23 protein-coding genes, 2 tRNA genes and 1 pseudogene are annotated in these 23672 nt (G+C 41.3%); 5 read left to right on the plus strand and 21 right to left on the minus strand.

Translation table 11 applies throughout. The annotated features are described in order from the left end of the window. Positions 1–11 precede the first annotated feature (11 nt). The 14 genes and pseudogenes from ACFW0C_RS02655 to ACFW0C_RS02720 form a co-directional block, all read right to left on the minus strand. A pseudogene (locus ACFW0C_RS02655) lies at positions 12–116 on the minus strand (hypothetical protein); the annotation flags it as partial. Then, on the minus strand, positions 115–1566 hold the full coding sequence (purF, locus tag ACFW0C_RS02660) for an amidophosphoribosyltransferase (RefSeq protein ID WP_003142092.1): 1452 nt from the start codon (positions 1564–1566) through the stop codon (positions 115–117). The gene purF and the pseudogene ACFW0C_RS02655, both read right to left, overlap by 2 nt. After that, positions 1542–3773 (minus strand): phosphoribosylformylglycinamidine synthase subunit PurL, encoded by a 2232-nt coding sequence (purL, locus tag ACFW0C_RS02665; protein WP_378105143.1) that lies wholly within the window; start codon positions 3771–3773, stop codon positions 1542–1544. The genes purF and purL overlap by 25 nt, the downstream gene beginning before the upstream one ends. Next, positions 3770–4453 (minus strand): phosphoribosylformylglycinamidine synthase subunit PurQ, encoded by a 684-nt coding sequence (gene purQ / locus ACFW0C_RS02670; protein ID WP_003142095.1) that lies wholly within the window; start codon positions 4451–4453, stop codon positions 3770–3772. Before purQ ends, purL begins: the two co-directional genes overlap by 4 nt. Positions 4454–4455: 2 nt before the next feature. Further along, the gene (gene purS, locus ACFW0C_RS02675; RefSeq protein ID WP_091264757.1) at positions 4456–4716 is read right to left on the minus strand and encodes a phosphoribosylformylglycinamidine synthase subunit PurS; all 261 of its coding nucleotides are present in this window, start codon (positions 4714–4716) and stop codon (positions 4456–4458) included. A gap of 3 nt (positions 4717–4719) precedes the next feature. Then, positions 4720–5442, minus strand: coding sequence for a phosphoribosylaminoimidazolesuccinocarboxamide synthase (gene purC, locus ACFW0C_RS02680; protein ID WP_003142099.1), 723 nt, complete (start codon positions 5440–5442; stop codon positions 4720–4722). 361 nt (positions 5443–5803) lie between these two features. After that, positions 5804–6601: a transposase gene (locus ACFW0C_RS02685; RefSeq protein ID WP_378105146.1), complete on the minus strand. Its 798-nt coding sequence runs from the start codon at positions 6599–6601 to the stop codon at positions 5804–5806. A gap of 157 nt (positions 6602–6758) precedes the next feature. Beyond that, positions 6759–7487 carry a transposase gene (locus tag ACFW0C_RS02690; protein WP_378105149.1) on the minus strand — a complete coding sequence of 243 codons (729 nt, stop codon included), beginning with the start codon at positions 7485–7487 and terminating at the stop codon, positions 6759–6761. Beyond that, complete coding sequence (locus ACFW0C_RS02695; RefSeq protein WP_378105150.1) at positions 7435–8007, minus strand: transposase family protein; 573 nt, start codon at positions 8005–8007, stop codon at positions 7435–7437. The genes ACFW0C_RS02690 and ACFW0C_RS02695 overlap by 53 nt, the downstream gene beginning before the upstream one ends. 224 nt (positions 8008–8231) lie before the next feature. Then, on the minus strand, positions 8232–10043 hold the full coding sequence (glmS, locus tag ACFW0C_RS02700) for a glutamine--fructose-6-phosphate transaminase (isomerizing) (protein ID WP_378105153.1): 1812 nt from the start codon (positions 10041–10043) through the stop codon (positions 8232–8234). 469 nt (positions 10044–10512) lie between these two features. Then, positions 10513–11223: a LysM peptidoglycan-binding domain-containing protein gene (locus ACFW0C_RS02705; protein WP_378105156.1), complete on the minus strand. Its 711-nt coding sequence runs from the start codon at positions 11221–11223 to the stop codon at positions 10513–10515. A gap of 576 nt (positions 11224–11799) precedes the next feature. Continuing rightward, a tRNA-Gln gene (locus ACFW0C_RS02710) sits at positions 11800–11871 on the minus strand. Between the two features lie 6 nt (positions 11872–11877). Further along, a tRNA-Tyr gene (locus tag ACFW0C_RS02715) sits at positions 11878–11958 on the minus strand. Between the two features lie 139 nt (positions 11959–12097). Beyond that, positions 12098–12841, minus strand: a complete 744-nt coding sequence (locus tag ACFW0C_RS02720) for a pseudouridine synthase (protein ID WP_378105158.1) — start codon at positions 12839–12841, stop codon at positions 12098–12100. A gap of 134 nt (positions 12842–12975) precedes the next feature. Here ACFW0C_RS02720 and cdaA point away from each other — a divergent pair, with 134 nt between their 5' ends. From cdaA to glmM, 3 genes are all read left to right on the plus strand, one after another. Continuing rightward, positions 12976–13830, plus strand: a complete 855-nt coding sequence (gene cdaA, locus ACFW0C_RS02725; RefSeq protein WP_378105159.1) for a diadenylate cyclase CdaA — start codon at positions 12976–12978, stop codon at positions 13828–13830. Beyond that, a complete protein-coding gene (locus ACFW0C_RS02730) occupies positions 13820–15139 on the plus strand; it encodes a YbbR-like domain-containing protein (protein WP_378105162.1) in 1320 nt (439 codons plus the stop codon). The genes cdaA and ACFW0C_RS02730 overlap by 11 nt, the downstream gene beginning before the upstream one ends. Positions 15140–15280: 141 nt before the next feature. Continuing rightward, positions 15281–16645: a phosphoglucosamine mutase gene (glmM, locus tag ACFW0C_RS02735; protein ID WP_378105165.1), complete on the plus strand. Its 1365-nt coding sequence runs from the start codon at positions 15281–15283 to the stop codon at positions 16643–16645. 254 nt (positions 16646–16899) lie between these two features. On the opposite strand, the gene ACFW0C_RS02740 is transcribed toward glmM, so the two are convergent. From ACFW0C_RS02740 to amaP, 6 genes are all read right to left on the minus strand, one after another. Further along, on the minus strand, positions 16900–17658 hold the full coding sequence (locus ACFW0C_RS02740) for a MerR family transcriptional regulator (protein WP_378105167.1): 759 nt from the start codon (positions 17656–17658) through the stop codon (positions 16900–16902). A 123-nt stretch (positions 17659–17781) separates the two neighbouring features. Beyond that, the gene (yidD, locus tag ACFW0C_RS02745; RefSeq protein WP_270371015.1) at positions 17782–18099 is read right to left on the minus strand and encodes a membrane protein insertion efficiency factor YidD; all 318 of its coding nucleotides are present in this window, start codon (positions 18097–18099) and stop codon (positions 17782–17784) included. 6 nt (positions 18100–18105) lie between these two features. Beyond that, positions 18106–18678 (minus strand): DJ-1 family glyoxalase III, encoded by a 573-nt coding sequence (locus ACFW0C_RS02750; protein ID WP_378105169.1) that lies wholly within the window; start codon positions 18676–18678, stop codon positions 18106–18108. 113 nt (positions 18679–18791) lie between these two features. Continuing rightward, positions 18792–19253 (minus strand): Asp23/Gls24 family envelope stress response protein, encoded by a 462-nt coding sequence (locus tag ACFW0C_RS02755; protein ID WP_378105172.1) that lies wholly within the window; start codon positions 19251–19253, stop codon positions 18792–18794. Positions 19254–19360: 107 nt separating this feature from the next. Continuing rightward, a complete protein-coding gene (locus ACFW0C_RS02760; protein WP_378105174.1) occupies positions 19361–19582 on the minus strand; it encodes a DUF2273 domain-containing protein in 222 nt (73 codons plus the stop codon). Between the two features lie 14 nt (positions 19583–19596). Next, positions 19597–20175, minus strand: coding sequence for an alkaline shock response membrane anchor protein AmaP (amaP, locus tag ACFW0C_RS02765; RefSeq protein WP_378105175.1), 579 nt, complete (start codon positions 20173–20175; stop codon positions 19597–19599). A gap of 208 nt (positions 20176–20383) precedes the next feature. On the opposite strand from amaP, the gene ACFW0C_RS02770 reads away from it, so the two are divergent. After that, positions 20384–20950, plus strand: a complete 567-nt coding sequence (locus ACFW0C_RS02770) for an NADPH-dependent FMN reductase (RefSeq protein WP_378105177.1) — start codon at positions 20384–20386, stop codon at positions 20948–20950. A gap of 118 nt (positions 20951–21068) precedes the next feature. On the opposite strand, the gene ACFW0C_RS02775 is transcribed toward ACFW0C_RS02770, so the two are convergent. Beyond that, positions 21069–22463: a 6-phospho-beta-glucosidase gene (locus ACFW0C_RS02775; RefSeq protein WP_378105179.1), complete on the minus strand. Its 1395-nt coding sequence runs from the start codon at positions 22461–22463 to the stop codon at positions 21069–21071. 172 nt (positions 22464–22635) lie between these two features. Here ACFW0C_RS02775 and ACFW0C_RS02780 point away from each other — a divergent pair, with 172 nt between their 5' ends. Then, complete coding sequence (locus ACFW0C_RS02780) at positions 22636–23511, plus strand: MurR/RpiR family transcriptional regulator (RefSeq protein WP_016897351.1); 876 nt, start codon at positions 22636–22638, stop codon at positions 23509–23511. Positions 23512–23672: the final 161 nt, after the last annotated feature.

A 23672-nucleotide genomic window follows, 5' to 3' on the forward strand; every position in this document is an offset into this window, starting at 1 on the left:
ATACCAGTCTCCTAATTCCAGATTTTCGTTTCTTCAATGTCTTTCAGTGTCTTCTCGGTATCAGCCGTCAGTATGGTCACGTGCCCCATCTTTCGCCCGGTCTTGTCTTGTTTTTTATACCCTTAACGGCTTGCTTTCTCTGAGTTTAGCCAGAGTGTTCATATAGTCTGTTTCATAGTCATATAAAGGTGTCGGGTAGTCTCCAGTAAAGTAAGACATACACAGACCATTATGTGGCGCATCGAACTTCAGTCCGATCGAGTCCACTGTCCCTTCGACACTTAAAAATGACAGACTGTCTGCACCGATTTTCTCTCGGATTTCTTCCACTGAATAATCTGCAGCAATCAGTTCTTTCTGGTTCTGAATATCGATTCCGTAGAAACATGGGTATTTCAAAGGTGGAGATGAAATGCGGACATGTACCTCCGCTGCTCCAGCTTCTTTCAATAACTGAACGATGCGTCGGCTAGTCGTGCCGCGAACGATGGAATCATCCACCATGATCACTTTCTTACCGGCCACCACACCTCGAACAGCAGAGAGTTTCATTCTTACACCTTGTTCTCTCAGTTCCTGAGTCGGCTGGATGAATGTGCGTGCAACATACTGGTTCTTGACTAGTCCCATTTCATAAGGGATCCCACTCGCTTCTGCATACCCGCTAGCTGCGGACAAAGATGAGTTAGGGACACCGATAACCATATCTGCATCGACCGGTGCTTCTTCAGCCAGACGTTTGCCCATATTCTTACGTGCAGTATGGACATTGACTCCAGCAATATTTGAATCCGGGCGAGCAAAGTAGATAAATTCCATGGAGCAGATCTGAAGCAGTGTCTGGTCAGTATAGGTTTCGATTCGGTAACCCGAATCATCGATAATAACCAGTTCACCCGGCTGAACGGCACGGACAAATTCTGCTCCGACAACATCAAGGGCACAGGTTTCACTTGCAAGTACGTAGGCACCATTTTCCATCTGTCCAATGGATAAAGGACGGAAACCGTTCGGATCCAGTGCACCGATCAATGCATCAGGCGTCAGCATGACATAAGCAAACGCACCTTTTACGGTATTCAGACTTTCTTTGATTCGGTCGATCAGTGTATCCTGCTTGCTTTTACGGATCAGGTGCATCAGGATTTCAGTATCCGAGTTTGAATGAAAAATCGCCCCAGCCTGCTCGAGTTCCTGGCGCAGACTCACTGCATTGATCAAATTCCCATTATGGGCCAGCGCCAGCTCCTCATCGTGAAACTTGAACAGGAACGGTTGAATGTTTAAGATACTGTTGCTACCGGCAGTGCTGTAACGGACATGTCCAATCCCAGCTTCTCCCGACAGGCGGATCAGTTCACGTTCATCTTTAAACACTTCAGATAAAAGTCCCAAGTCACGGTGTCCTTTCAGACGCCCATTGCGATTGGTCACAATCCCTGCGCCTTCCTGACCGCGGTGCTGCAGGCTATGCAGACCGAAAAAATTCAGCTGAGCTGCATCCGGGTGTCCCCACACACCGAATACGCCACATTCTTCATTTAAGCTTTTGATTTCAGCAACCAAGGAATGGCTCCTTCCCATAAGTCTTTCAATTCTTTAACATCAATAGTCAGCTCTTCCGTCTGCGTACGGATTTCAGCGATTCGTGTATCTTTTACTTCACCGATTTCAACGGCATCTTGTCCAAATACTTCTTTGACTGCTTCGGCGTTTTCAGGTCTGACAGATAGAACAAAACGGGACGGCGATTCTGAAAACAGCCACTCTGACGGCATATCTAGTGTCGCAGACAGCCCCAGCTCATTCCCAAAGGCTGATTCAATCAGCGCCACGGCCAGTCCACCTTCAGAACAGTCATGTGCACTTTGAATAAGTCCTTCACGAATCGCCTGCAGAACTTTATCCTGAATCATTTTTTCTTTATCTATATCAAAATCGAAAAGCTCTCCTTCGATTCTCCCCAGTTGCATTTTCTGCAGTTCAGATCCGTTAAAGTCAGCTTCTGTTTCCCCAATGACGAAAATTTTATCCCCAGCCTGTTTAAATTCTGATGTTGTCACATGATCTAGATCCTTGACCAGTCCGACCATGCCAATCATAGGTGTCGGATAGATCGCTTCCCCATTTGTTTCGTTGTATAGCGATACGTTTCCTGAAATGACAGGTGTATTTAATGTCGTACAGGCTTTGGCAATCCCATCCGCGGATGTCCACAGCTCCCAGAACACTTCAGGCTTATCGGGATTCCCGTAGTTCAGACAGTCCGTTATTGCCAGTGGCTCGCCCCCGCTTGCCACGATATTTCTTGCAGCTTCTGCTACAGCCATCTGTCCACCTTTCTCCGGATCGAGATAAAGGTAGCGGGCATTACAGTCAGTCGTCATGGCAAGCGCCTTGCGGGTCCCTCTGATGCGCAGAACTGCCGCATCGCTTCCTGGACCGACCACGGTGTTTGTTCTGACCATTGAATCATATGTTTCAAAAATCGATTTTTTTGAAGCAACTGTAGGCTGCTGCATGAGTTGTTTCAATGTTTCTTCTGTATCAGTGATGTCCGGTTTATATGGATCAAGCTTTTTAAATGCCTGAATACGTTCCGGCTCAGTGTATGGTTTATGATAGACAGGTGCTTCTTCCGCCAATGCGTCTACCGGTAAGTCAGCGACCAGTCTTCCTTCATGGTACAGACGATACTGCCCGTCACCAGTCACTTCTCCAATAGTTACTGCATCCAGTTCATAACGTGAGAACAGCTCTTTAACACGATCTTCAAAGCCTTTCGTCACACAGATCAGCATCCGTTCCTGAGACTCCGAGAGCATCATTTCATAGGGCGTCATGCCTGCTTCACGTTGCGGCACATCGTCCAGATTAAGGATCAGTCCACTTCCCGCTTTTGATGCCATTTCTGAACTGGATGAGACCAGTCCCGCGGCTCCCATATCCTGGATACCGACGAGAATATCGCTGTGGTCCTGGATCAGTTCCAGGCATGCTTCCATCAGAAGTTTTTCCATAAACGGATCGCCAACTTGTACAGCTGAACGCTCAGCCTCTTCTTCATCACTGAATTCTTCCGAAGCAAAGGTTGCGCCGTGAATGCCGTCACGACCTGTTTTGGCTCCGACATACATGATCGTATTACCGATCCCTTTAGCCTGGCCTTTTTGAATATCCTCATGGTCGATCAGACCGACACACATGGCATTAACCAGCGGGTTCCCTCTGTAGACGGGATCAAAGGCAATTTCTCCGCCGACTGTCGGAATCCCGATACAGTTGCCGTAGCCGCCGATTCCTGCCACGACTTCTTCAAGCAGATACTTTGTCCGTTCGTTGTCGAGTTCACCGAACCGTAAAGAATCCAGCATCGCAATCGGACGGGCACCCATACTGAAAATATCACGAATGATGCCTCCGACACCTGTCGCCGCCCCTTCATAAGGTTCAACAGCGGATGGATGGTTATGACTTTCCGCTTTAAACACAACGGCCTGACCGTCTCCAATATCAACGATTCCGGCACCCTCACCAGGACCTTGAAGCACTTGAGGCCCCTCTGTCGGGAATTTTCTCAACACCGGTTTGGAGTTTTTATACGAGCAGTGCTCGCTCCACATAACTGAAAACAGGCCAGTTTCCGTATAGTTAGGCAGTCGTTTGATTATGTCCTCGGAAATCATGCGGTATTCTTCATCCGTCAGTCCCCACTGAGCATAGATTTTCTGATCTCTGATCTGTTCGGCCGTCGGTTCATGTAATGTCTTCATACCTCTGCAGTCTCCTTTATAAAGTTCTTGACCATCGATTCGAAAAAGCGCAGCCCGTCACTTGAGCCTAAAAGATCTTCGACTGCCCGCTCAGGATGCGGCATCATACCCAGAACATTGCCTTGTTTGTTTATAATCCCTGCGATATTTTCAACTGAGCCGTTCGGATTGTCTGACGCATAGGTGAATACGATCTGATTGTTGGCTTTCAGTTCCGCAAGTGTCTCTTCATCACAGTAATAATTCCCTTCGCCATGAGCGACGGGTATGGTGAGGAGTTCCTGCTTGTCATATTCAGAGGTAAATTTCGTCCGGTTATTGACCACTTCCAGTTCCACTGTCTTACAGATAAAATGAAGGTTTTCGTTACGCTGCAAAGCCCCAGGCAGAAGTCCTGCTTCAACTAAAATCTGGAATCCGTTGCAGGTACCAAAGACTGGCTTGCCTTCCTCTGCAAAGCGAGTCACTTCACTCATCACATTTGAAAAGCGGGAGATGGCACCACTTCTTAAGTAATCACCATACGAAAAACCTCCAGGAAGCAGGACACCATCAAAGCCGTCCAGACTTTCTGCAGTGTGAGGCACGTATTCAGCTTCTTCTCCTACACCGTCTCTGATTGCATGAAGCAGATCGACATCGCAATTGGAACCTGGAAACTGGATCACTGCAAATCTCATGCTTAGACCGTCTCCTTTACTCGTTCGATTTCATAGCGATAGCTTTCCATCACGACATTTGCCAGAAGCTTGTCGCAGATCGTTTCAATGACTTCTTCAACTGAACGGTCGGCAGTATCTGACACTTTGATTTCAAAATACTTCCCGATACGAATATCTTCAATTTCATCGAAGCCCATACGGTGAACGGCTCCTCTTACCGCTTCTCCCTGAGGATCCAGAATTGATTCTTTATAGGTTACATATACTTTTACGTTATACATGAATCACTTCTCCTTTTGATCTCTCGTCAGACGGTCGAGTACTTCCTGATATAGTGGGATAATGTCGCCGAGATCCTGTCTGAAGACATCCTTATCCAGACGATCGTTCGTCTTTTCATCCCATAGACGGCATGTGTCCGGTGAAATTTCATCTGCCAGAACGATTTGTTCTTTCGCAGCCTTTCCAAATTCCAGCTTGAAGTCGATCAATCTGATGCCGGCCTCACTGTAAATCTCAATCAGCGACTGGTTAATGTTGTGAGCCTGTCTTTTAATTTCGTCAATTTCTTTCTGGTCAGCCAGATTAAGTGCAAGCACATGATCATCATTAATGAGCGGATCGTTCAGTCCGTCATCCTTGAGGTAAAATTCCAGAACCGGAAAGGCCAGCTCCGTCCCCTCGTCTACACCGAGGCGTCTGGAAAAGCTTCCAGCAGCGACATTTCTGACGACAACCTCAAGATCGAACATATCCACTTTTTCAATCAGCTGATCCGTTTCAGACACTTCCATGATGAAGTGACTTGGAATATCCTTCTCCTTCAGCTTTTTGAAGATCATGCTGGTAATCTGGTTATTCAGCTGCCCTTTACCGGCTATGGCTTCTTTCTTGGCTCCATTCCCAGCTGTGGCCTGATCTTTATACGTGACCCAAAGGATGTTGGGTTCACTGGTCTCATATAATTGTTTTGCCTTGCCTTCATATAACAGGTCTCTCTTTATCAACTGAATACCCCTTTCAGAACTTGGTTAAACACGAACATTAAACACATCTATACTTTCAATCGTTCTAATTTATCGATATAGCCTTATCATAGATTGTCTAAGGAATAGAGTCAACCTTTAAGCGTATATTTATGAGTGAAATTTTGTATAATGTTCATGTTTCATGTTTATAAAGCTGAATTTACAGATTAAAATATTCTTATGTTCTGTAATTAACGAACATTGCTGACTATTTATCCTTGAATAGTGATTTTAAGATCAGAGTTCGTAAAACTATTCACAAGAGGCTGGGACAAAAAAGGCTTAGTTAACTAAATAAAGAGAGGAAAAAGATTTCACTTCGAAATCTTTTTCCTCTCTTTTAATTTATCATTCTCTTTTGGACTTTTATGATGTTATTAGCCATTAATACTAGACCAATATCTGTTTTTACTTTATCTTTTCCTCTTAAATGAGTCCTTCGGAATCCTAAGTTTTGTTTAATCTGTCCGAAGACCGGCTCAACATCAATTTTTCTACATGCGAAAAGAGCTGAGCCATCTTCAGATAATAGCTTAGCTGATTCATTTTCTTTTAAATACTGATATTTTCTATTAAAAGAAAATGACTTTTGTGGTGCGGTTTCTCTATTGACTGGATAATACATTTCTTTTTCTAAGCGATATCCAGTTGTTGTTTTTGGATGATAAACATGATGAAAATGATACTGTGTACCATCAGGGTGAATAAAGATTTGATTTTCCGCATCATAGTCCCAATTATTTAAATTCTTACTTGATTTCTGAAATTTCTTCGTCTGTTCCTTATCAAACATATTGTATTTGATGAGATGATTAATCCCTAGATTGTCCAACGTTTCTAAGTTTTCCTGGCTTCCATATCCAGCATCAGCTACGACGATTTTAGGTAAAGTAGGCATACTTTCAATAAATGGTAATAGTGTACGTGTATCCGTAGGATTTGGAAAAATATTATAGGCTATAACAAATTGATTTTCAGTTGCTATTTGAAGATTATAACCTGGTTTAAGTTGACCATTTAACATCGGATCTTCTTTCATTCGCATGAACGTTGCATCTGTATCTGTTTTTGAAAAACTATTTCTACCTTCAAATGTTCTATAGGTTCTTTTACAAATAGTGTTGGTAAATAATTTCAAATATCGCGAATACGTTATTTAGTATTTATTAATATGTAAATGAGCTTCAAAGAGAAAAGCTATACACGATTATGTGTATGGCTTTTTTTGCCTTAGGCAAGAAGATTATTATGTTGTAGCAACAAGAACTACGAAAATAGTAATAGTTTGGCAGGCCTTAGCTTGCCATTGCTTCATAAGTGGATGGTGCTGGGTTTGAAGGTTTGTATTTTAGTTTGAATTGGACTAGTATTCTAGCGCGTAAATTAAAGAAATTAGCATATCCGAAACCAGTACGCTTAATTAATTTAATCTTATTATTAATACCTTCGGTAGGTCCGTTTAAGACGGTATAAGTTAATGAATTATGGATATATGGTAAAAACTTCTGTAAAGTTCTGATAGTTCTTCTCGCACGTCGAGGCAAGGTTATTTTCCTTGTGCTCTTCAATATTTCATCAAATAGCTCAATGTTATGCGTAGAAATTGCGTACTTAAGCTCATTCATTAGAGTATATGTTACTAATAAATCCGGCGAAATATTCAATAGGAAATCAACAATGCGCTGTTCCGAAATTTCTTCACCAAATTGGCGGACATAATATGTATCAGTGAAATTTAAGTCTTCAGCATTTTTTAGCAACAACTTCCATTGTTTTTTAAGTTTTCTGTAGTCAGATGGTCGGCTATTTTTCACGATATTCATAGCTTTAATACGAACAGAATTAATTGTCTCATTTAGTAACTTCACGATATGGAATCGATCAATTACAATCTTAGCATTCGGAAAACTAGTACGTATTACTTCAAGATAGGGTGTATACAAATCGATAGAAACAGTTTTCACACTTCTTCTAGCAGCCCAAGTAAAGGAAGCAAAGTAATCGATTAGTAGATTTAAATTCATCTATACCAAGGTTACTAGGCAGATAGTTTCCTTTTGGTGATAGTCCTTTACCAGCTTTCAGTAGAATCCTAGCGACTGTTGGAGACGACACGTGATATCGTTTAGCGATTAATCGCATGGATTGTGTTTCAATTAATTCTGAACTTATCTGACTTTTTATTGAGTTTGAGATACAGCAGTATTTCTGTACTATCGGTGTTTCAGCGATAAAGGTTTGCGCGCAATGTTTACAATAAAATCGTTGCTTCTTCAGTTTTAGCAATATCAGATTTGAAACTGAATTAGGTAATCTTATAATTGTAGGCTTAAACCCATGTTTAATCAGATCATGGCTTCCTGTATTCTTTACACCACATTGGATACAAGCCTTAGGCTTGTAGGTTAAGACGCCTTCAACGACTATATAATTCACATCTTGATACTTTTCAGTTGGAAGCAGAGTCATTCCCTCTGGTACACCAATTTGAATATTATTGTCGAGAATTCCGCAAAGTTGTTTTATAATAGTTATATGGGACATGAATTTTCCTTCTTTCAGTATTCGTCGAGGTTTACTTGAAATAAGGATATCATGTCCTTTTTTTGCGTACACAAAAATAGTGCCGATGAGACTCAATTGAATCTCACCAACACTATTTATTATAGAACCGCTTTAATCAAACTTTGTTTTAAATGAACGAACTTTATTATAAATGATCAATCTTTTTTATAAAACTACAAAAATGTAATTTGTGATAAGGTTTACTATTCTACTGTTACTGACTTCGCTAGATTACGTGGCTTATCTACATCTAAACCGCGGTCTAATGACGCATAGTATGCAAGTAATTGCGTTGGAATGACTGACACAAGTGCAGATAACAATGGTTCTACTGATGGGATGACAATATCGTCCCCTTCACGGTCTAAACCTTCCATAGAGATGATTAATGTATTCGCTCCACGAGAACGAACTTCTTCAATATTACCACGAGAGTGAGCAGCGGTATTTTCTTGAGTGATTACACCGACCACTGGTGTACCATCTTCGATAAGTGAGATTGTACCATGTTTCAATTCACCTGAAGCGAAACCTTCAGCTTGAATATATGAAATTTCTTTTATTTTCAAGGCAGCTTCACGACTTACTTCGTAGTCAATTCCACGACCGATGTAGAAGGCAGATGCCTTGTCAGTGAATAACTCAGTTGCTAATTCATGAATTTCATCTTTATCATCGATCATTACTTGAATAGCGTTGGCGATGATTGATAGTTCATGTTCCATATCAAATTGTGCTTCGAATCCTAAGTCACGACGTAAAGCTTCAGCTAATACAGCCATTACTGCGATTTGACCAGTGTATGCTTTAGTAGATGCTACAGCGATTTCTGGACCTGCATGTAATAATAATGTGTAGTCAGCTTCACGTGATAAAGTAGAACCTTTCACGTTTGTGATTGTTAATGACTTGTAGCCTAATTTGTTGGTTTGAACCAATACTTGACGACTATCGGCAGTTTCACCAGATTGTGTTAAGTAGATGAAGAATGGTTTTTCACTCAATACAGGCATGTTGTAAGCAAATTCAGATGCTACATGAACTTCAACTGGAATGTTAACCATTTTTTCGATGATGTTTTTACCAACTAAACCTGCATGCATTGAAGTACCAGCACCGATGATGTAGATACGGTCGCTAGCGTTAATCGCATCGATAATTTCCTGGTCAACTGTTAATTCGTTGTTATCATCAGAGTACTCTTGGATAATACGACGCATTACAGCTGGTTGCTCATCAATTTCTTTAATCATGTAGTAAGGGTATGTCCCTTTATCTAAGTCGTTGGCATCTAATTGTGCTGTATATGGTGCACGTTCGATTGTTTCGCCAGCTAAGTTTTTAATAGTAACGTTTTCTTCAGTTAAGATAACCATTTCACCGTCATGAATTTCAACGTATTGGTCAGTTAAATCGATTGATGCCATTGCATCAGAAACGATTGTGTTGAAGTCAGTTCCTTTACCGATTAATAAAGGTGATTTGTTTTTCGCTGCAAAAACAACACCTGGTTGTTCTGAGTCGATTAATGCAAATGCATATGAACCTTCAATCACGTTTAAGGCTTTTAAAAATGCAGTTTCTGCATCTAAGCCTTCTGTTAATGCGAAGTGCTCAACTAAGTTTACAGCAACTTCTGTATCTGTATCTGAGTGGAAAGTCACGTCAGATAAGAAATCTTCTTTCATTTCACGGTAGTTTTCAATAACACCGTTATGTACTAATGTGAAACGGCCTGTTGATGATTGATGTGGATGGGCGTTACGAACGCTTGGTTCCCCGTGTGTTGCCCAACGTGTATGTCCAATACCTGTGTGGGCATCTAATGACATGTCCACTTCACTTTGTAGTTTAGCGATACGTCCTTCTTCTCTGAATAAATGACCGTTTTGACCATTTCCATCGACAACGTATACACCCGCTGAATCATATCCACGATACTCTAAACGCTCTAAACCGTTTAATAATACCTCTTGAGCTGATCCATTTCCAATATAACCTACAATACCACACATGTTGCAGTTTCCTCCTAATTAGGCGACATAAAATTAGACCCTATTCAGATAGGTGTCTTATCGCATTTTTTTATTTGGCTACTACGTACGTGGCGGTAATTTGATAAGGCAAGATGATGGTCTAGATCATTGATTGCCTTACTTTTTTCCCACCTGTGGATTGTACAACCCCTGAATCATCCGCCGAACATTTCGATCAATTCAGTCCTCGTCACTTGCTAAGCAAGCCTGGCGCTATCTCAAAAATTACGTTTGAGATTTTATTAAAAGTAATAGCTCTTTACATTCTATAAATACAAAAACTTATTGTCAACCTTTTTAGCTGTTCGTGGCCATAATTTAACCTTCTCTTAAGAAGATATATAGGTTATCCGCTAACTAGATTGCGTGCATAAAAAAAGAGTCAGGAAAAACCTGACTCTTTTGTTTGTATTTTAAATAACGGTTTCTATATAGAAGAAACTTTATCTTAGTACCAACCGTTAGCGTTCCAGAATGCTAAAGCAGCTTCCCATGAACCGTAACGTTCAGCAACATATTTGTCAGCTGCAGCTTCTTGTTCCGCTGGAGATGCACCGTAAGCTACTAATGTTGGGTTCAATTGATAACGACCGTAGTAACCACCCGCAGCGTTGTAAGCTGTGTAAGATCCACCTGACTCACGTTGAGCGATGATTTCTTTAGCTGAATTGCTAGAGTATGAAGTAGTTGAAGCAGTTGTTTCAGCTGCTGGTGCTTCGTATGTAGTTTCTTCTGCTACATAAGTTTCTTCAGCTGGCGCTTCGTAAGTTGTTTCAGTTACTTCTTCTTCAGCTACATCGTAAGTAGTTGTTTCTTCTGATGCAGAGTCTTCTACTGTCACTTCGTTAACTTCACCAGTAGTTTCATCTTTAGTGAATGAAAGTTTAGTACCTGGGAAGATTACGTTTGCGTTTTGGATGTCGTTAATTGCAACTAAAGCATCTACACTTACGTCAGATGCTTTAGCGATAGCTGCTAAAGTATCACCGTATTGGATAGTGTATGAAGTAGTTGTGTCGTCTGTAGCTTCTAAATCAGCTGAAACTTCAGCAACTGTACGAGCAGACCAAGTAGCTGCTTCTACGTTATTGTTGTTTGTAGCAGCGAATAAACCTGCTAATGCAAATGACGTACCTAAGATAATTTTGTTCAATTTCATGTATAAATACTCTCCTTATAAGAATACTGCTTGTTAATTTTATTTTTTAAGTTGTCTGCTGCCATCAAGTGGATGACCCGCTATTTACCGCATCTTTATCGTGCGACTATATTCTAGATAAAGAACACCTGTCTCATCTACAAGCAATATCTTAACACGGGCCTTTTTTTAAGTCATGTAAATCAGGCATCTGTTAAAGCCTCTTAACCGCCTTGACATTAAATCCGGGGTTTTTGAAAACCTTATGTAAATTTGTAACAGCTTTGTAACATTATAAAGCTAAAACTATATATATAAAGTGATAATCACAATTATTCTCACAAATGATGTCATATTACCGGAAAATTAGGCGTTTTTATTATGAATTAAATAAACAAAGTCCCTAACAAAGTCTTTATATAAGTGTTTTAAATTCATGTCAAATCGCAATAATTCTGTAACATGACATATTATAATTGCAAAATATTCTTTTTAAATGTCTAATAATACAAATATTCAGATAAGCTATCGGGTATTTACTTATTTAAAAGCAATAAAAAAGACCAGGCTCTCGCCTAGTCCTCTTGGTTTATATTACTGGGATAGCTGGATTCGAACCAACGCATGACAGAGTCAAAGTCTGTTGCCTTACCGCTTGGCTATATCCCAATGTAATGGAGGGAGAAGGATTTGAACCTTCGAACCCGAAGGAACGGATTTACAGTCCGCTGCGTTTGGCCACTTCGCTATCCCTCCATATGGTGATATTCTTGAGATTTTTTTGCCTCAAAAATATCGTACTTGATTAGTATAGCATCAGAAATTATAGATTTCAACAGTTTGTCCAAAAGTTTTTTGAAAAAATTTTTTGGACATATTTTGCCGCCCTTTTCTCTCAACTTTCTTTACGCTTATCATATAGAAGAAAGATACTTTTGAGTGACTGAATTTCCAATTCATTTAGTTGGCGATAATCCCCTTCCGCTAGGCCGTCAATTCTTAAATCGCCAATTGCTTGTCGGTATAAGTCCGTGACTTTTACCCCGCAAGCAAGGAACATTTTCTTCACTTGGTGGCGACGTCCCTCTGAAATCGTGACTAAACCAGTTGAGGATTGCGGGCTTGCCGAAATGATTTCAAGTCTTGCTGCTTTACAGATCGTCCCATCCTGAAAAATGACACCAGCCTGAAATTGTGCGACCATTTTGCCATCAATAAGGCCATTCACAGTGACGCGGTAGGTTTTTGGAATATCAAATTTGGGTTGTTGGAAGATGTAATGGAGCTGGCCATTATTGGTGACGAAGACGAGTCCATGGGCATCGCGATCTAGACGGCCGGTAATTGCTAAATCACCAGGATTATCTGCTGGTTGAATCAGGTCAATGACCGTTGGGTGGGTCTGGTCTTTATTGGCTGACAGGTAACCCTTGGGTTTATGGACCAAGTAATAGGTATGGCCAAAATGGCGATCAATTACTACTTGGTCGACGGCAATCTCTTGCCAGCTGGGATCAACAACGGTGGCGAATTGTGTGACAACTTGGCCATCAACGGTGACATGGCCATCTTTCAATAGGCGTTTGCAGGCCTTTCGGGTCACTTGCCCGGCATCCATAATCAATTGTCCAAGTAACATGGGTAAGCTCCTTTCTTTAAAATAGTTCTTTCTATCAGTATAAACATTTTTGGGAAATGTGTCTTAAGTTTCTATCGACAAAAGGCTGATATGGTATACTTTATAGTGAAAAACTTAGAATGGAGGATAGACGCATGCAAATAGATTGGTCTAGTATTATTTCCTGGACGAATGCTTTCAATCTAATTGATATTTTGATTGTTTGGTTGTTTATCTACCAGCTTTTGAAGATTCTAAAGAATACGAAAGCCTTTAATATTTTGAACGGGGTTTTCATCTTCTTGCTGATTAAAATTATTTCCACCCTCTTCCAGTTGAAGACGGTAGATTGGATCATGAACAATATTATCCAATGGTCTGTCGTTGGGGCGATTGTCATATTCCAACCTGAAATCAGACGAGGATTAGATCATTTAGGACAACAATTCTTTGCTGGTAAACGTGAAGCCGGGGCCCGCAATCCAAACGAAAAAATGGTGCGCGATTTAGTTGAAGCTTGCGAGTACATGGGTAAACGACGGATCGGTGCTTTGATTTCCCTACAACGTTCGCAACCCTTAAATGAATACGTAGCTACTGGAATTAGATTAAATTCAGCCATATCATCTCAATTATTGATTAACATTTTCATCCCAAATACGCCCCTACATGATGGTGCCGTGATTATTCAAGATTTAGAAATTGCTTCTGCCGCTTCTTACCTGCCACTTTCAGAAAACTCGGAGATTCCTAAAGAATTAGGGACTAGACACCGGGCTGCTGTCGGCTTAAGTGAAGTAACAGATGCCATCACTATCGTCGTCTCAGAAGAAACAGGTGGTATTTCAATTACTGAACGTGGCGAGATTACCCGCGACCTTAGTCAAGATGAGTTGTACACCATTCTAGCGGACAATTTCATCAACACTACTGATGAGGAAGCGAATGATAACTTCTTAACTAACTGGTTTAACCAATTAACAGGAGGTGGCAAGTCAGATGATCAATAAGTTTTATAACAATCGAATTGCCCTGTTAATTTTATCGCTCTTCTTATCTATCTTAATGTTTGTATATGTGAAGGCTGAGCAGTATTCGGAAAACCCAGTGAGTTTCTTCCAAAATGTCAGCGAAGCGACAACGGAAACGATTTATAACGTGCCTGTTTATATAGATGGAAACGTGGATGCGTATTACATCACTGGTCTACCAGATGCCGTTTCTGTCAGCTTATCGGGACCAAAAAACTTAATTGAACAAACACTTGAAGCCGATGACTTCCGCGTCATCACAGAAGACTTAACCGATCTAGGTGAAGGTTCTCATTACATCCAATTACAATTGGATAATGTTTCAGAAGCCGTGTCTTATGAGATTTCACCTTCAAGCGTCAATATTTCAATTGATTCGCTACAAACAACTGAATATCCAGTCCAAGTGGAAATGTCTAATGAATCTGCAGTTGCGGATGGTTACGAAATTACAGATGTGTCTTTAAGCCAAGACTCTGTCACCTTAACTGGTTCGACATCTGACATTGAAAGCGTGAGCAAAGTTTATACAGTCGTCAATATTCCAGATAACTTATCTGAAGACTACACCACAACCGCCACTGTCATTACAGAAAATGCGGAGGGGGATATCTTGAATATCAACACCGACCCAAGTGAGGTTGACGTGACCGTTCAAGTTTCGCCTGAAGGTGTATCGGTCCCTATTGTGGCCAATATCACCAACGAACGCGAAGGCTACACCTATGAAGCAACGATTTTAGACAGCCAAAACGCGACTTTATCTGGTGACTACGATACCATCAATAACACTGAAAGCGTGTCTGCAACCGTTGATGTATCAGGAATTACAACAACAACTACTATAGACGCGCCCATTGTCCTACCTGATGGTGTAACGAGTTCAGACCCTTCAAGCGTTCGGGTCCAAGTGGTGCCAACCGCTACCGAGTCTTCGTCTTCGTCATCATCTAGCGCGTCATCTAGTGCCTCATCAGAAAGCGATGAGGATAGCATCAGCTCAGACACCGCATCAAGCGAGTCTAGCGAAGAAAGTGCTACGAGTAGCGAAAGCGGCACTAGCGGAAATGAATCCACTATTGAAGAAGATACGACAAATGATAGCGACAGCACCAGTTCAAGCACAAGCGAAGTTGGCGTAACGACTGGCGTCAGTAACAACTTACAAAATGGCAACAGCAATGTCCAAGCCGACCAAATCAATTCAACAAGCTCAGAAAGCGTCTCTAGCTCTTCTAGCGCAAATATCGTTAACGGAATACTTGCTTTTTTAGCTAGTTTTTCCTAGTATTAACCAGTGTAATCTAGACTGCCATTTTTCAAGGCAAGAAACATATCTATAATTTTTAATTATGAATCAGTAAATGTTATACTATAACGAAATCGACGACAAAATCGATATTCACTTTCGAAAACAAAGGAGTAAATTATGAGAAAATATTTTGGTACTGATGGGGTTCGCGGTTTAGCGAATGAAGAATTAACACCAGAATTAGCATTTAAATTGGGTCGTTTTGGTGGTCACGTGTTAATGCAACATGCACCAGAAGGAATGGAACATCCGCGTGTTCTAGTTGCCCGCGATACACGTATCTCAGGTCAATTATTAGAGCAAGCCTTAACTGCTGGTTTATTATCAGTAGGGATTGAAGTGCAACAATTAGGCGTTATTACAACTCCAGCTGTATCTTATTTAACTCGTACTACCGGTGCAACTGCTGGTGTCATGATTTCAGCAAGCCATAATCCTGCCCCAGATAACGGGATTAAATTCTTTGGTTCTGACGGCTTCAAATTGTCTGACGCTCAAGAAGAAGAAATCGAAGCCTTATTAGACCAAGAAGAAGATACGTTACCACGTCCATCAGCTGAAGGTTTAGGGACAGTGATTGCTAACCCAGGTGCAGTTGGTAAATACTTAGAATTCCTAGCGTCAACAATTTCTGGTGATTTATCAGGTATTAAAGTAGCCGTTGACGGCGCGAACGGTGCCACTTCACCATTAGTTAACCGTTTATTCGCTGACTTAGGTACTGACTTTACAACAATGGCGACTTCTCCAGACGGTATCAACATCAACGAAGGTGTTGGTTCAACACATACAGAGAAATTACAAGCCCTTGTAATAGAAACAGGCGCTGATGTTGGTGTGGCCTTCGATGGTGATGGCGACCGCTGTTTAGCAGTTGACGAAGAAGGTAACCTAGTAGACGGTGACCAAATGATGTTCATCTGTGGTAAATACTTAAACGAACGTGGTAAATTAAACGACAACACAATTGTGTCAACTGTAATGTCTAACTTAGGTTTCCACAAAGCAGTTGAAGAAGCCGGCATGAAAGCACCACAAACTAAAGTTGGTGACCGTTATGTAGTTGAAGAAATGCGTGAGCACGGATACAACCTTGGTGGAGAACAATCAGGTCATATCATCTTCATGGACTACAACAACACTGGTGACGGCCTTTTATCAGCAGTACAATTACTACACGTATTAAAAACTTCCGGTAAAAAATTATCTGAATTAGCTGGTGAAATGAAAACTTACCCACAAGAATTAATCAATGTGCGTGTAACACGTGAAGGTAAAACAGAAGCCATGAATTCAGCAACTGTACAACAAGTTATTGATGAAGTGAACACAGAGATGGCTGGCAATGGCCGTATCTTAGTACGCCCATCTGGAACAGAAAATCTATTACGTGTTATGGTAGAAGCCCAAACAGACGAAAAAGCATACAACTATGCAAAACGAATCGTAGATCAAGTAAGCAAAGAATTCGGCGTAGAGTAAAATAGGATGTGAACTTTGGCGTTTAGGCAAGTAACACTGGAAGAATAGTGCCGTATCACAGACAGTGTGATGCAAACTATTCTGAAGAGGATACTTGACTGCCAAAGTGAGCTCAACTAAAGAAGGTGTGACGCAAACCGGTAGAAATGAACCTCTGGAAGTTTAGTTTGCGGAACCCGATTATCAGGATGCGACGTCTTATATAGACTAAACAGCGTATGGCCATAGCCATACGCTGTTTTTAAATTTCTATCCTATTTCGCGAATTGGTGGATAACATCTCGTAAATATACTGCTGCACCTGGTGCAACTGCATCATAGTGGGCTGTAAACCGTTCATCCGCTACATACATTTCACCTAAATTACGGTGCATTTCGAGTGAATAATTATTTTCTGGCACATAGAATTGTAACCATTCTTGATGTAATTCAAATACTTCCTTGGCTAGTGGCGCTGTAGTATCCCCAATAGCTGTTGCCTCTGCTAAATGTTCATGTAAGGCTACCGTCAACATTTCAATTGATCCCCAGGTTTCATGGTCTATCCCCATTAACCGTTTGGTCGCCTCATCCATTTGATCATCACCGTATTTGGCCCGCACTTCCCCGCCAAATTTGGCTTCATTTTCATCGATCAATTGTTGTTTAAATGCTTCAAATTTTTCTTCATCTACCATTTCAATTTCGCCCCTTTGCGCTTTGATCGTTGTCCGCACCGTCTCAATTAACCAGTCAATCCGACGGCGTTCCTGTGAAAGGTAAGCCAAGTGATTACTCAAGGACTCTGTCACCACGTAGTTTGGTGCCTGCACAATTTCTCGAATTTCAGCAAGTGGCAGGTCCATCTCCCGGAAAAAGAGAATTTGTTGCAATAAGTCGACTTCACTTTCTCCGTACAATCGGTAGCCCGCATCCGACAAAGTTTGTGGTTGTAACAAGCCAATCTTCTCATAGTGCCGCAATGTTTTTCGCGTCACACCAGCTAAATCAGCTAATTCTCCTATCGTATACATCCTTCTCACCTCTCAATACCTATGATAAAGCCTGACCTAAGGTACAGGTAAATCCTCTTTTTGAAAAAACTTCGACTTTAAAAAAGTCTTGGCCAAAACGACTGTTTGCCAAGACTTCACTTTCTATTCAGTTTCATGATGGTGGTGGTCATGTTTCTCCATCTGTGCAATCAAATATGCCCGGTCTTCATCAGACATTTCCTCACGGTTGCGGCGTAGGGTGAAATGATCTGGTACTGGGTCTAAACCACCTGGCACCATTGGGTTACAACGAATAATCCGTGCCGTACCCATAGCCGTACCCTTTAATGACCCGTGTTTATTGATGGCTTGGATCATATAAGTTGAGCACGATGGGTAGTAGCGGCAAGTTGGTGGAAACATTGGGGAAATATACTTTTGGTAACCCCTCACCATTTTTACCAGGGGTTTGTCAGCCATAATACGTTACCCCTTTTTCTCTTCAACTATTGGTAATAATAAACCATCGGCAATTTCTTGTGCTTTGGCGTCGCCTTTCAAGATGCGGATGATGTCCAGAGCAAAATAAACTGCTGTGGCTGGTCCGCGCGAGGTCAATACTTTATGGTTTTCATCGTAGTAGGTGATATCTTCGTGGAATGTCTTGTAATGCACTTGTTCTTCAAAACCTGGGTAGCAGGTCCCTTCTAAGTCTTTAGTGATGCCTGCTGCTTCAAGGACAATCGGTGACGCACAAATGCTTGAAACGTATTTACCAGTCGCGATTTGTTTGGCAATCAGGTCCGTTACCCGTTGGTCGTTAGCTAATTTCTCAGCACCTGGGCGGCCACCAGGCGTAATGACCATGTCATAGCTATCTGTATCAATGTCATCCAGCATCTTATCTGCCATAATCTCAATGCCATGGTCACCAATGGTCGATAGGCTTTCATTGATCGATACCATATCGATTGGAATTTTTGCCCGACGTAGGTAATCAATGACTGTAATTGCTTCTACTTCTTCGTAACCTTCACCTAGTAAAATCATTGTTTTCATCGTAAACCCTCCAGTTTAAACTGCCTATTTTCTTGTATCTATCTTACCTAAATTTTGAGGATAAGAAAAGGATCGGCACTTGGCCGACCCCCTTTTCTACAAATATTCAATCATTACTTCACGCGTGATCCATCTGTGTATTCACCATTTTGGTGTGCACGACGACGTTCTTCAGCGCGTTGACGTTCGTCTTCGGATTGTTGTTGTTGGTAATCCGCACGTGTCATCACGTCGTTAACGTTCATGTTCACTTCAACAACTGTTAAACCAGTCATTTTTTCAACATTTGTTTTCACTTTTTCGATTGTTTGGTTAAAGGCTGCAGGAATGTTTTTGCCGTATTCAGCAATTACTTCTAAGTCGATGGCTACTTCTTTACTACCAACTTCAGCGTTAACACCTTTCGTCTTGTCATCTTCAGAAGAGAAGAAGCTTTTCACGCCAGATGTGAAGTTTCCTTTCAACTCTAAAATGCCGTCAACATCTTGAACTGAGTTATTCGCAATACGTTCTAACACGCGAGGCTCAAAAGCTAAATTATTTTCGTGTCTTACTTGTTCATTTGTTTCAGCCATAATTTAATTCCTCCTAATATTTTTGTTAGCCACCTAGCCAACTTTAGAATAACCTATAAGTTAATAGTAACGTGAATATTTTTGATTATCAACCGATAACCCTTCGACTATTTCATAAAGAACCGTAACCAGGCACGTAAGTCGACCTCACCATCAAAATAAGCCCCGACGATATAGCCGACTGCTGCAATGATAAATACCAATAAGGCTGTCTCGAAATTAAAAACTACCCACAATAGTGCAAAGATAAAGGCTGATAATAAGCCGATAATCCGCCCTTTGTATTGGCGCCAAATCGCACGTTCTGCTCGTTTATTCCGTTCTGACATATTATCCCTCCTCCTTATTGCACACGTGGTGCTGCTTTCTGTTTGGCTTGTTTTTCAGCTATGACAACACTCCGATCAATTTGGTTGACCTTCACATTGACATCCGCAACTGGAATCCCCAATGAAACGGCCACAGTATCGCGTACACGCTCCTGTACTCGACTAGCCAGGTCAATCACATTGGCTGGGTCATCCACTTGGAAAACCACGCTTACTTTCGTATCTTCCGGACGTTTACCAAATCGCACTTTTGCTTCAGGGAATTTTACCCCTGGCACACGCTGGCTAGCGCGGACTGCTGTATCTTCAACAGAATGCTTGGTAAAACTTAATATACCCGCATCCGTTTTGACTTCTAAGTGGTCACGTTTCGCTGGTGCTACAACCGCCTGTAGGAAAACAACTAACACAACCAAGGCTACAAAGGCTAAACCAGCTAACATGGCCCATTGACCATAGGAATTGCCTAAGACAGTCTCTTTAACGAAAGGTGTTAGGTATTGTATTGGGTAAAACAGGGCAATTGCAGCTAACAATGCAACCAAGCCCACTAAGGTTAATATAATTTGTAGAAACCTTCTCAAACCACCCATCGGAACCCCTCCTAGTTTGCTTATATACTATAAATGATTATCTATAGGTTACATTAAAAGTTATGACAATTCAAACAATCCGCATGATATTTCGAAAACGAAACAAAGCATTTTCCAAGCCTTTTAAAACGTGTTAGACTATATAAAAATAAGTATTTTTAGAATCCACATTTCCAACTATTATAATTGAAAAAGGAGTTTACCCACCATGAAGACAGTCGTTATCAGCGGATCAAACGTCGGCACCAAATCACGTGTTGCTGCAGATGAATATATTAAACAAGCAAAAATCTACCGCCCAGATGCGGACATAGAATTAATTGACCTGGCTGAAAAGGACATGGTCTTTTCAGATGGCCGTAATTATTTTGAATACTCTGGTGACACTGGCCAAGTCCTTAAAACCATCATGGCTGCAGATGTCTTAGTCTTCACCCTGCCAACTTTCCAAGCTTCCTACCCAGCTACCGTGAAAAACTTGTTCGACCTACTACCTGTGAATGCCTTTCGGGACAAGGTGGTTGGCGTTATCAACACGGCTGGTTCTCCGCGTCATTACCTAATGGTTGAAACCCAATTAATGCCGATTTTAAATTATATGAAGGCCACTGTCGTCAACAAGTATGTCTTTATTGAAGACCGAGACTTTAGTCGCAATGAAATCGTCAGTGATGACATCATTTTCCGCATTGAACGATTGGTTGATGATGTCTTCACAATGGCAGACGTACAAGCAGAAATCCAAGCCAAAAAAGATGCTGCCTACGGTTTTTAATTGCCAGCAGTATCACATTAGAAAAGCGTGCCCTAGGAAGGTCAGTCAACTCCCTGAGGCACGCTATTTTTATGAGGAAAATTCTTGGCAAGAGCTGGTTATTTTTCAAAAAATTCTCTTAATTCGATTGCATTAATTCGTCTACGTAAGCTACAACATCTGGTTGGTTGGCTTCAATTTCAGCAATCTTGTCAGCAAATTGTGATAAATGTGCTTTGTGAGCATATAATAATTCGTCCAAGACGCGTTTAGCCATCTGCCCACCTGGTACAAGCGGGTTAATCGTGAAGGCGTGTAAAGCTGCTCCGTAATTTCCTTCAACGGCGGCACGGATAACTGTTTCCTCCATCCCCTTCATCAATTGGATCATTCCACGAGCGGCTGGCATAAATTCACCCCAGTTGAATGGTACGGCACCGTGGCTAGTGATTTGGGCAGATACTTCTACAATTGCATCGTATGGTAGGTCTTGGATTGTCCCATTATTTTGTGTAGAAACCACCATCACAGTCCGTTTGTCATTGTAAATAGAGGCAATAACCTCACAAGCGGCGTCAGAATAGTAAGTTCCACCACGTTGGGTTAATTCTTCAGGCTTGTAGTCCAAAGCTGGATCTTTATACAATTCAAACAATTGTTGCTCAGTCTTCTTCACGACTTGTGCACGGGTTGCCCCTGCTTGAAACTCTTCAATAGAATGTTGTAACATCTCATCTTCAGAGTAGTAGTAACGGTGGTAACCACATGGTAGCATGCCTAAATCTTGAATTTGTTCAATATGGTAGTTGGCATCATGGATATTCTTCAAGGCAGATTCTGGGCCGTCATCTGATTTCTTGTATAGTAAATCAATGACTTTAGCTGTTAATTCCTTGCCTTGACGGTCCCAAACTTTATGCCAGTGGAAATGGTTAATACCGGCAAATTGGTAGAACAAGTCTTCTTGGTCTACATCTAATTGACCAGCTATGTCCATACAGTGAGTGATTGGCACATTACATAAACCAATTGTCCGCTTCCAACCAAATTGTTTGATCGCCGCTTCAGTGACCATCCCCGCTGGATTGGTAAAGTTAATCAACCAAGCATCCGGACATTGTACTTTCATATCTTCAATAATTTGGCCAATAATTGGGATTGTTCTAAAGGCCTTCAACATCCCTCCGGCACCATTAGTTTCTTGACCTAAAATCCCGTGAGATAAAGGAATACGTTCATCCTTCACACGCGCATCCAGCAAGCCCACACGGAATTGCGTTGTGACAAAGTCCGCATCTTTCAAGGCATTGAACCGGTCTAAAGTTAAGGTAACCTTCCAGTCTAAACCAGCAGCCTTCACCATCCGTTTAGCCATTTCCCCAACGATATTTAATTTTTCCTGCCCTGCCTCAATATCCACTAAGACAATCTCATCAATTGGCATCTCATCTTTACGTTTAATGTAACCTTCAATTAATTCTGGTGTATACGAAGAACCGCCACCAATTGTGACAATTTTTAACCCTTTACCCATCCTGTGTAACCTCCTATAATTTGATTATCCTCATCATATTCGAAATTGTAACCCTTTACAATATGAACAAATCAAATAGTAAGGCCAAACACAAAGTAAGCCCATCTAATTGAAATTCCTGTGTCACCCTTACACAAAATATGCTACTATTTGTAAAAAGGGGGGCGCCACCATGTTGCTGATTGAACAAATGAAAACCACTCACTTTTCCCACGCTGAACAATCCTTAGTGCAATACATGATTGAACATCCAGAAAAACTCGACCAATTAACGACTACACATTTCGCAGAAATTACCCATACCAATCCAACCAGTCTCATCCGGGTAGCCAAGAAACTGGGTTACAAAGGTTGGACAGACTTACGCACCGCCTACCTAGACGAATGGTTGTATTTAAATAGCCACTACAATGCCATTGACGCCAACCGTCCTTTCGCAAAAAACGATTCACTAGCCACTATCGCCAACAAGATGGCCAGTCTAGACCAAAACACCATCCAAGATACCCTATCTTTACTGGACTACCAGGAAATCCAGAAGGCCCAAGACATCTTGTTGAAGGCTAAAAATATTAAAATTTTCGGTAGTCATACCAATGCCATGATTTCACAGGAATTTGTGACCAAGATGCGACGGATTAACCGAAACGTGACTATCGCTTCCACCTTTCATTATGTAGACTATGAAGCCTACCATTCGGATCAAGATACCTGCGCTATTATCATTTCTTATTCAGGAGAGAATGCGGGGTTAATTAAATGCATGGAAATATTGAAGCATAAGGAAGTGCCTATTATCAGTCTGACTAGCATTGGGGATAACACGATTTCACAGATGAGTGATTGCCGGTTGAATATTACGACTCGGGAAAAATTGTACTCCAAAATCGGTAACTTCACCTCTAATACCTCAATCATTTATTTACTTAACTTGCTTTACGCCATCGTCTTTGCTAAAGACTATGACGAAAACCTGGACCACATCATCACAGTCGGCAAGCACTTCGACCAACGAACTACAAGTGTTGATATTATGCGTGAAAACTAGAAGAAACTTCGGAATAAAAACATAGCGTAAGGAATTACCATAAGTGTAGACTTATGCTTTCACTTTTTAATCCTGGAATTAGGTATGTTTTCCACGCATATTGATAAATACATTTATCGCTCACAAAAAAAGTCGTCCTTTTTCAAGGACGACTTTCTTTG

The sequence above is a fragment of the Aerococcus sp. NPDC058936 genome, assembly GCF_042741995.1.
Classification (GTDB): domain Bacteria; phylum Bacillota; class Bacilli; order Lactobacillales; family Aerococcaceae; genus Aerococcus.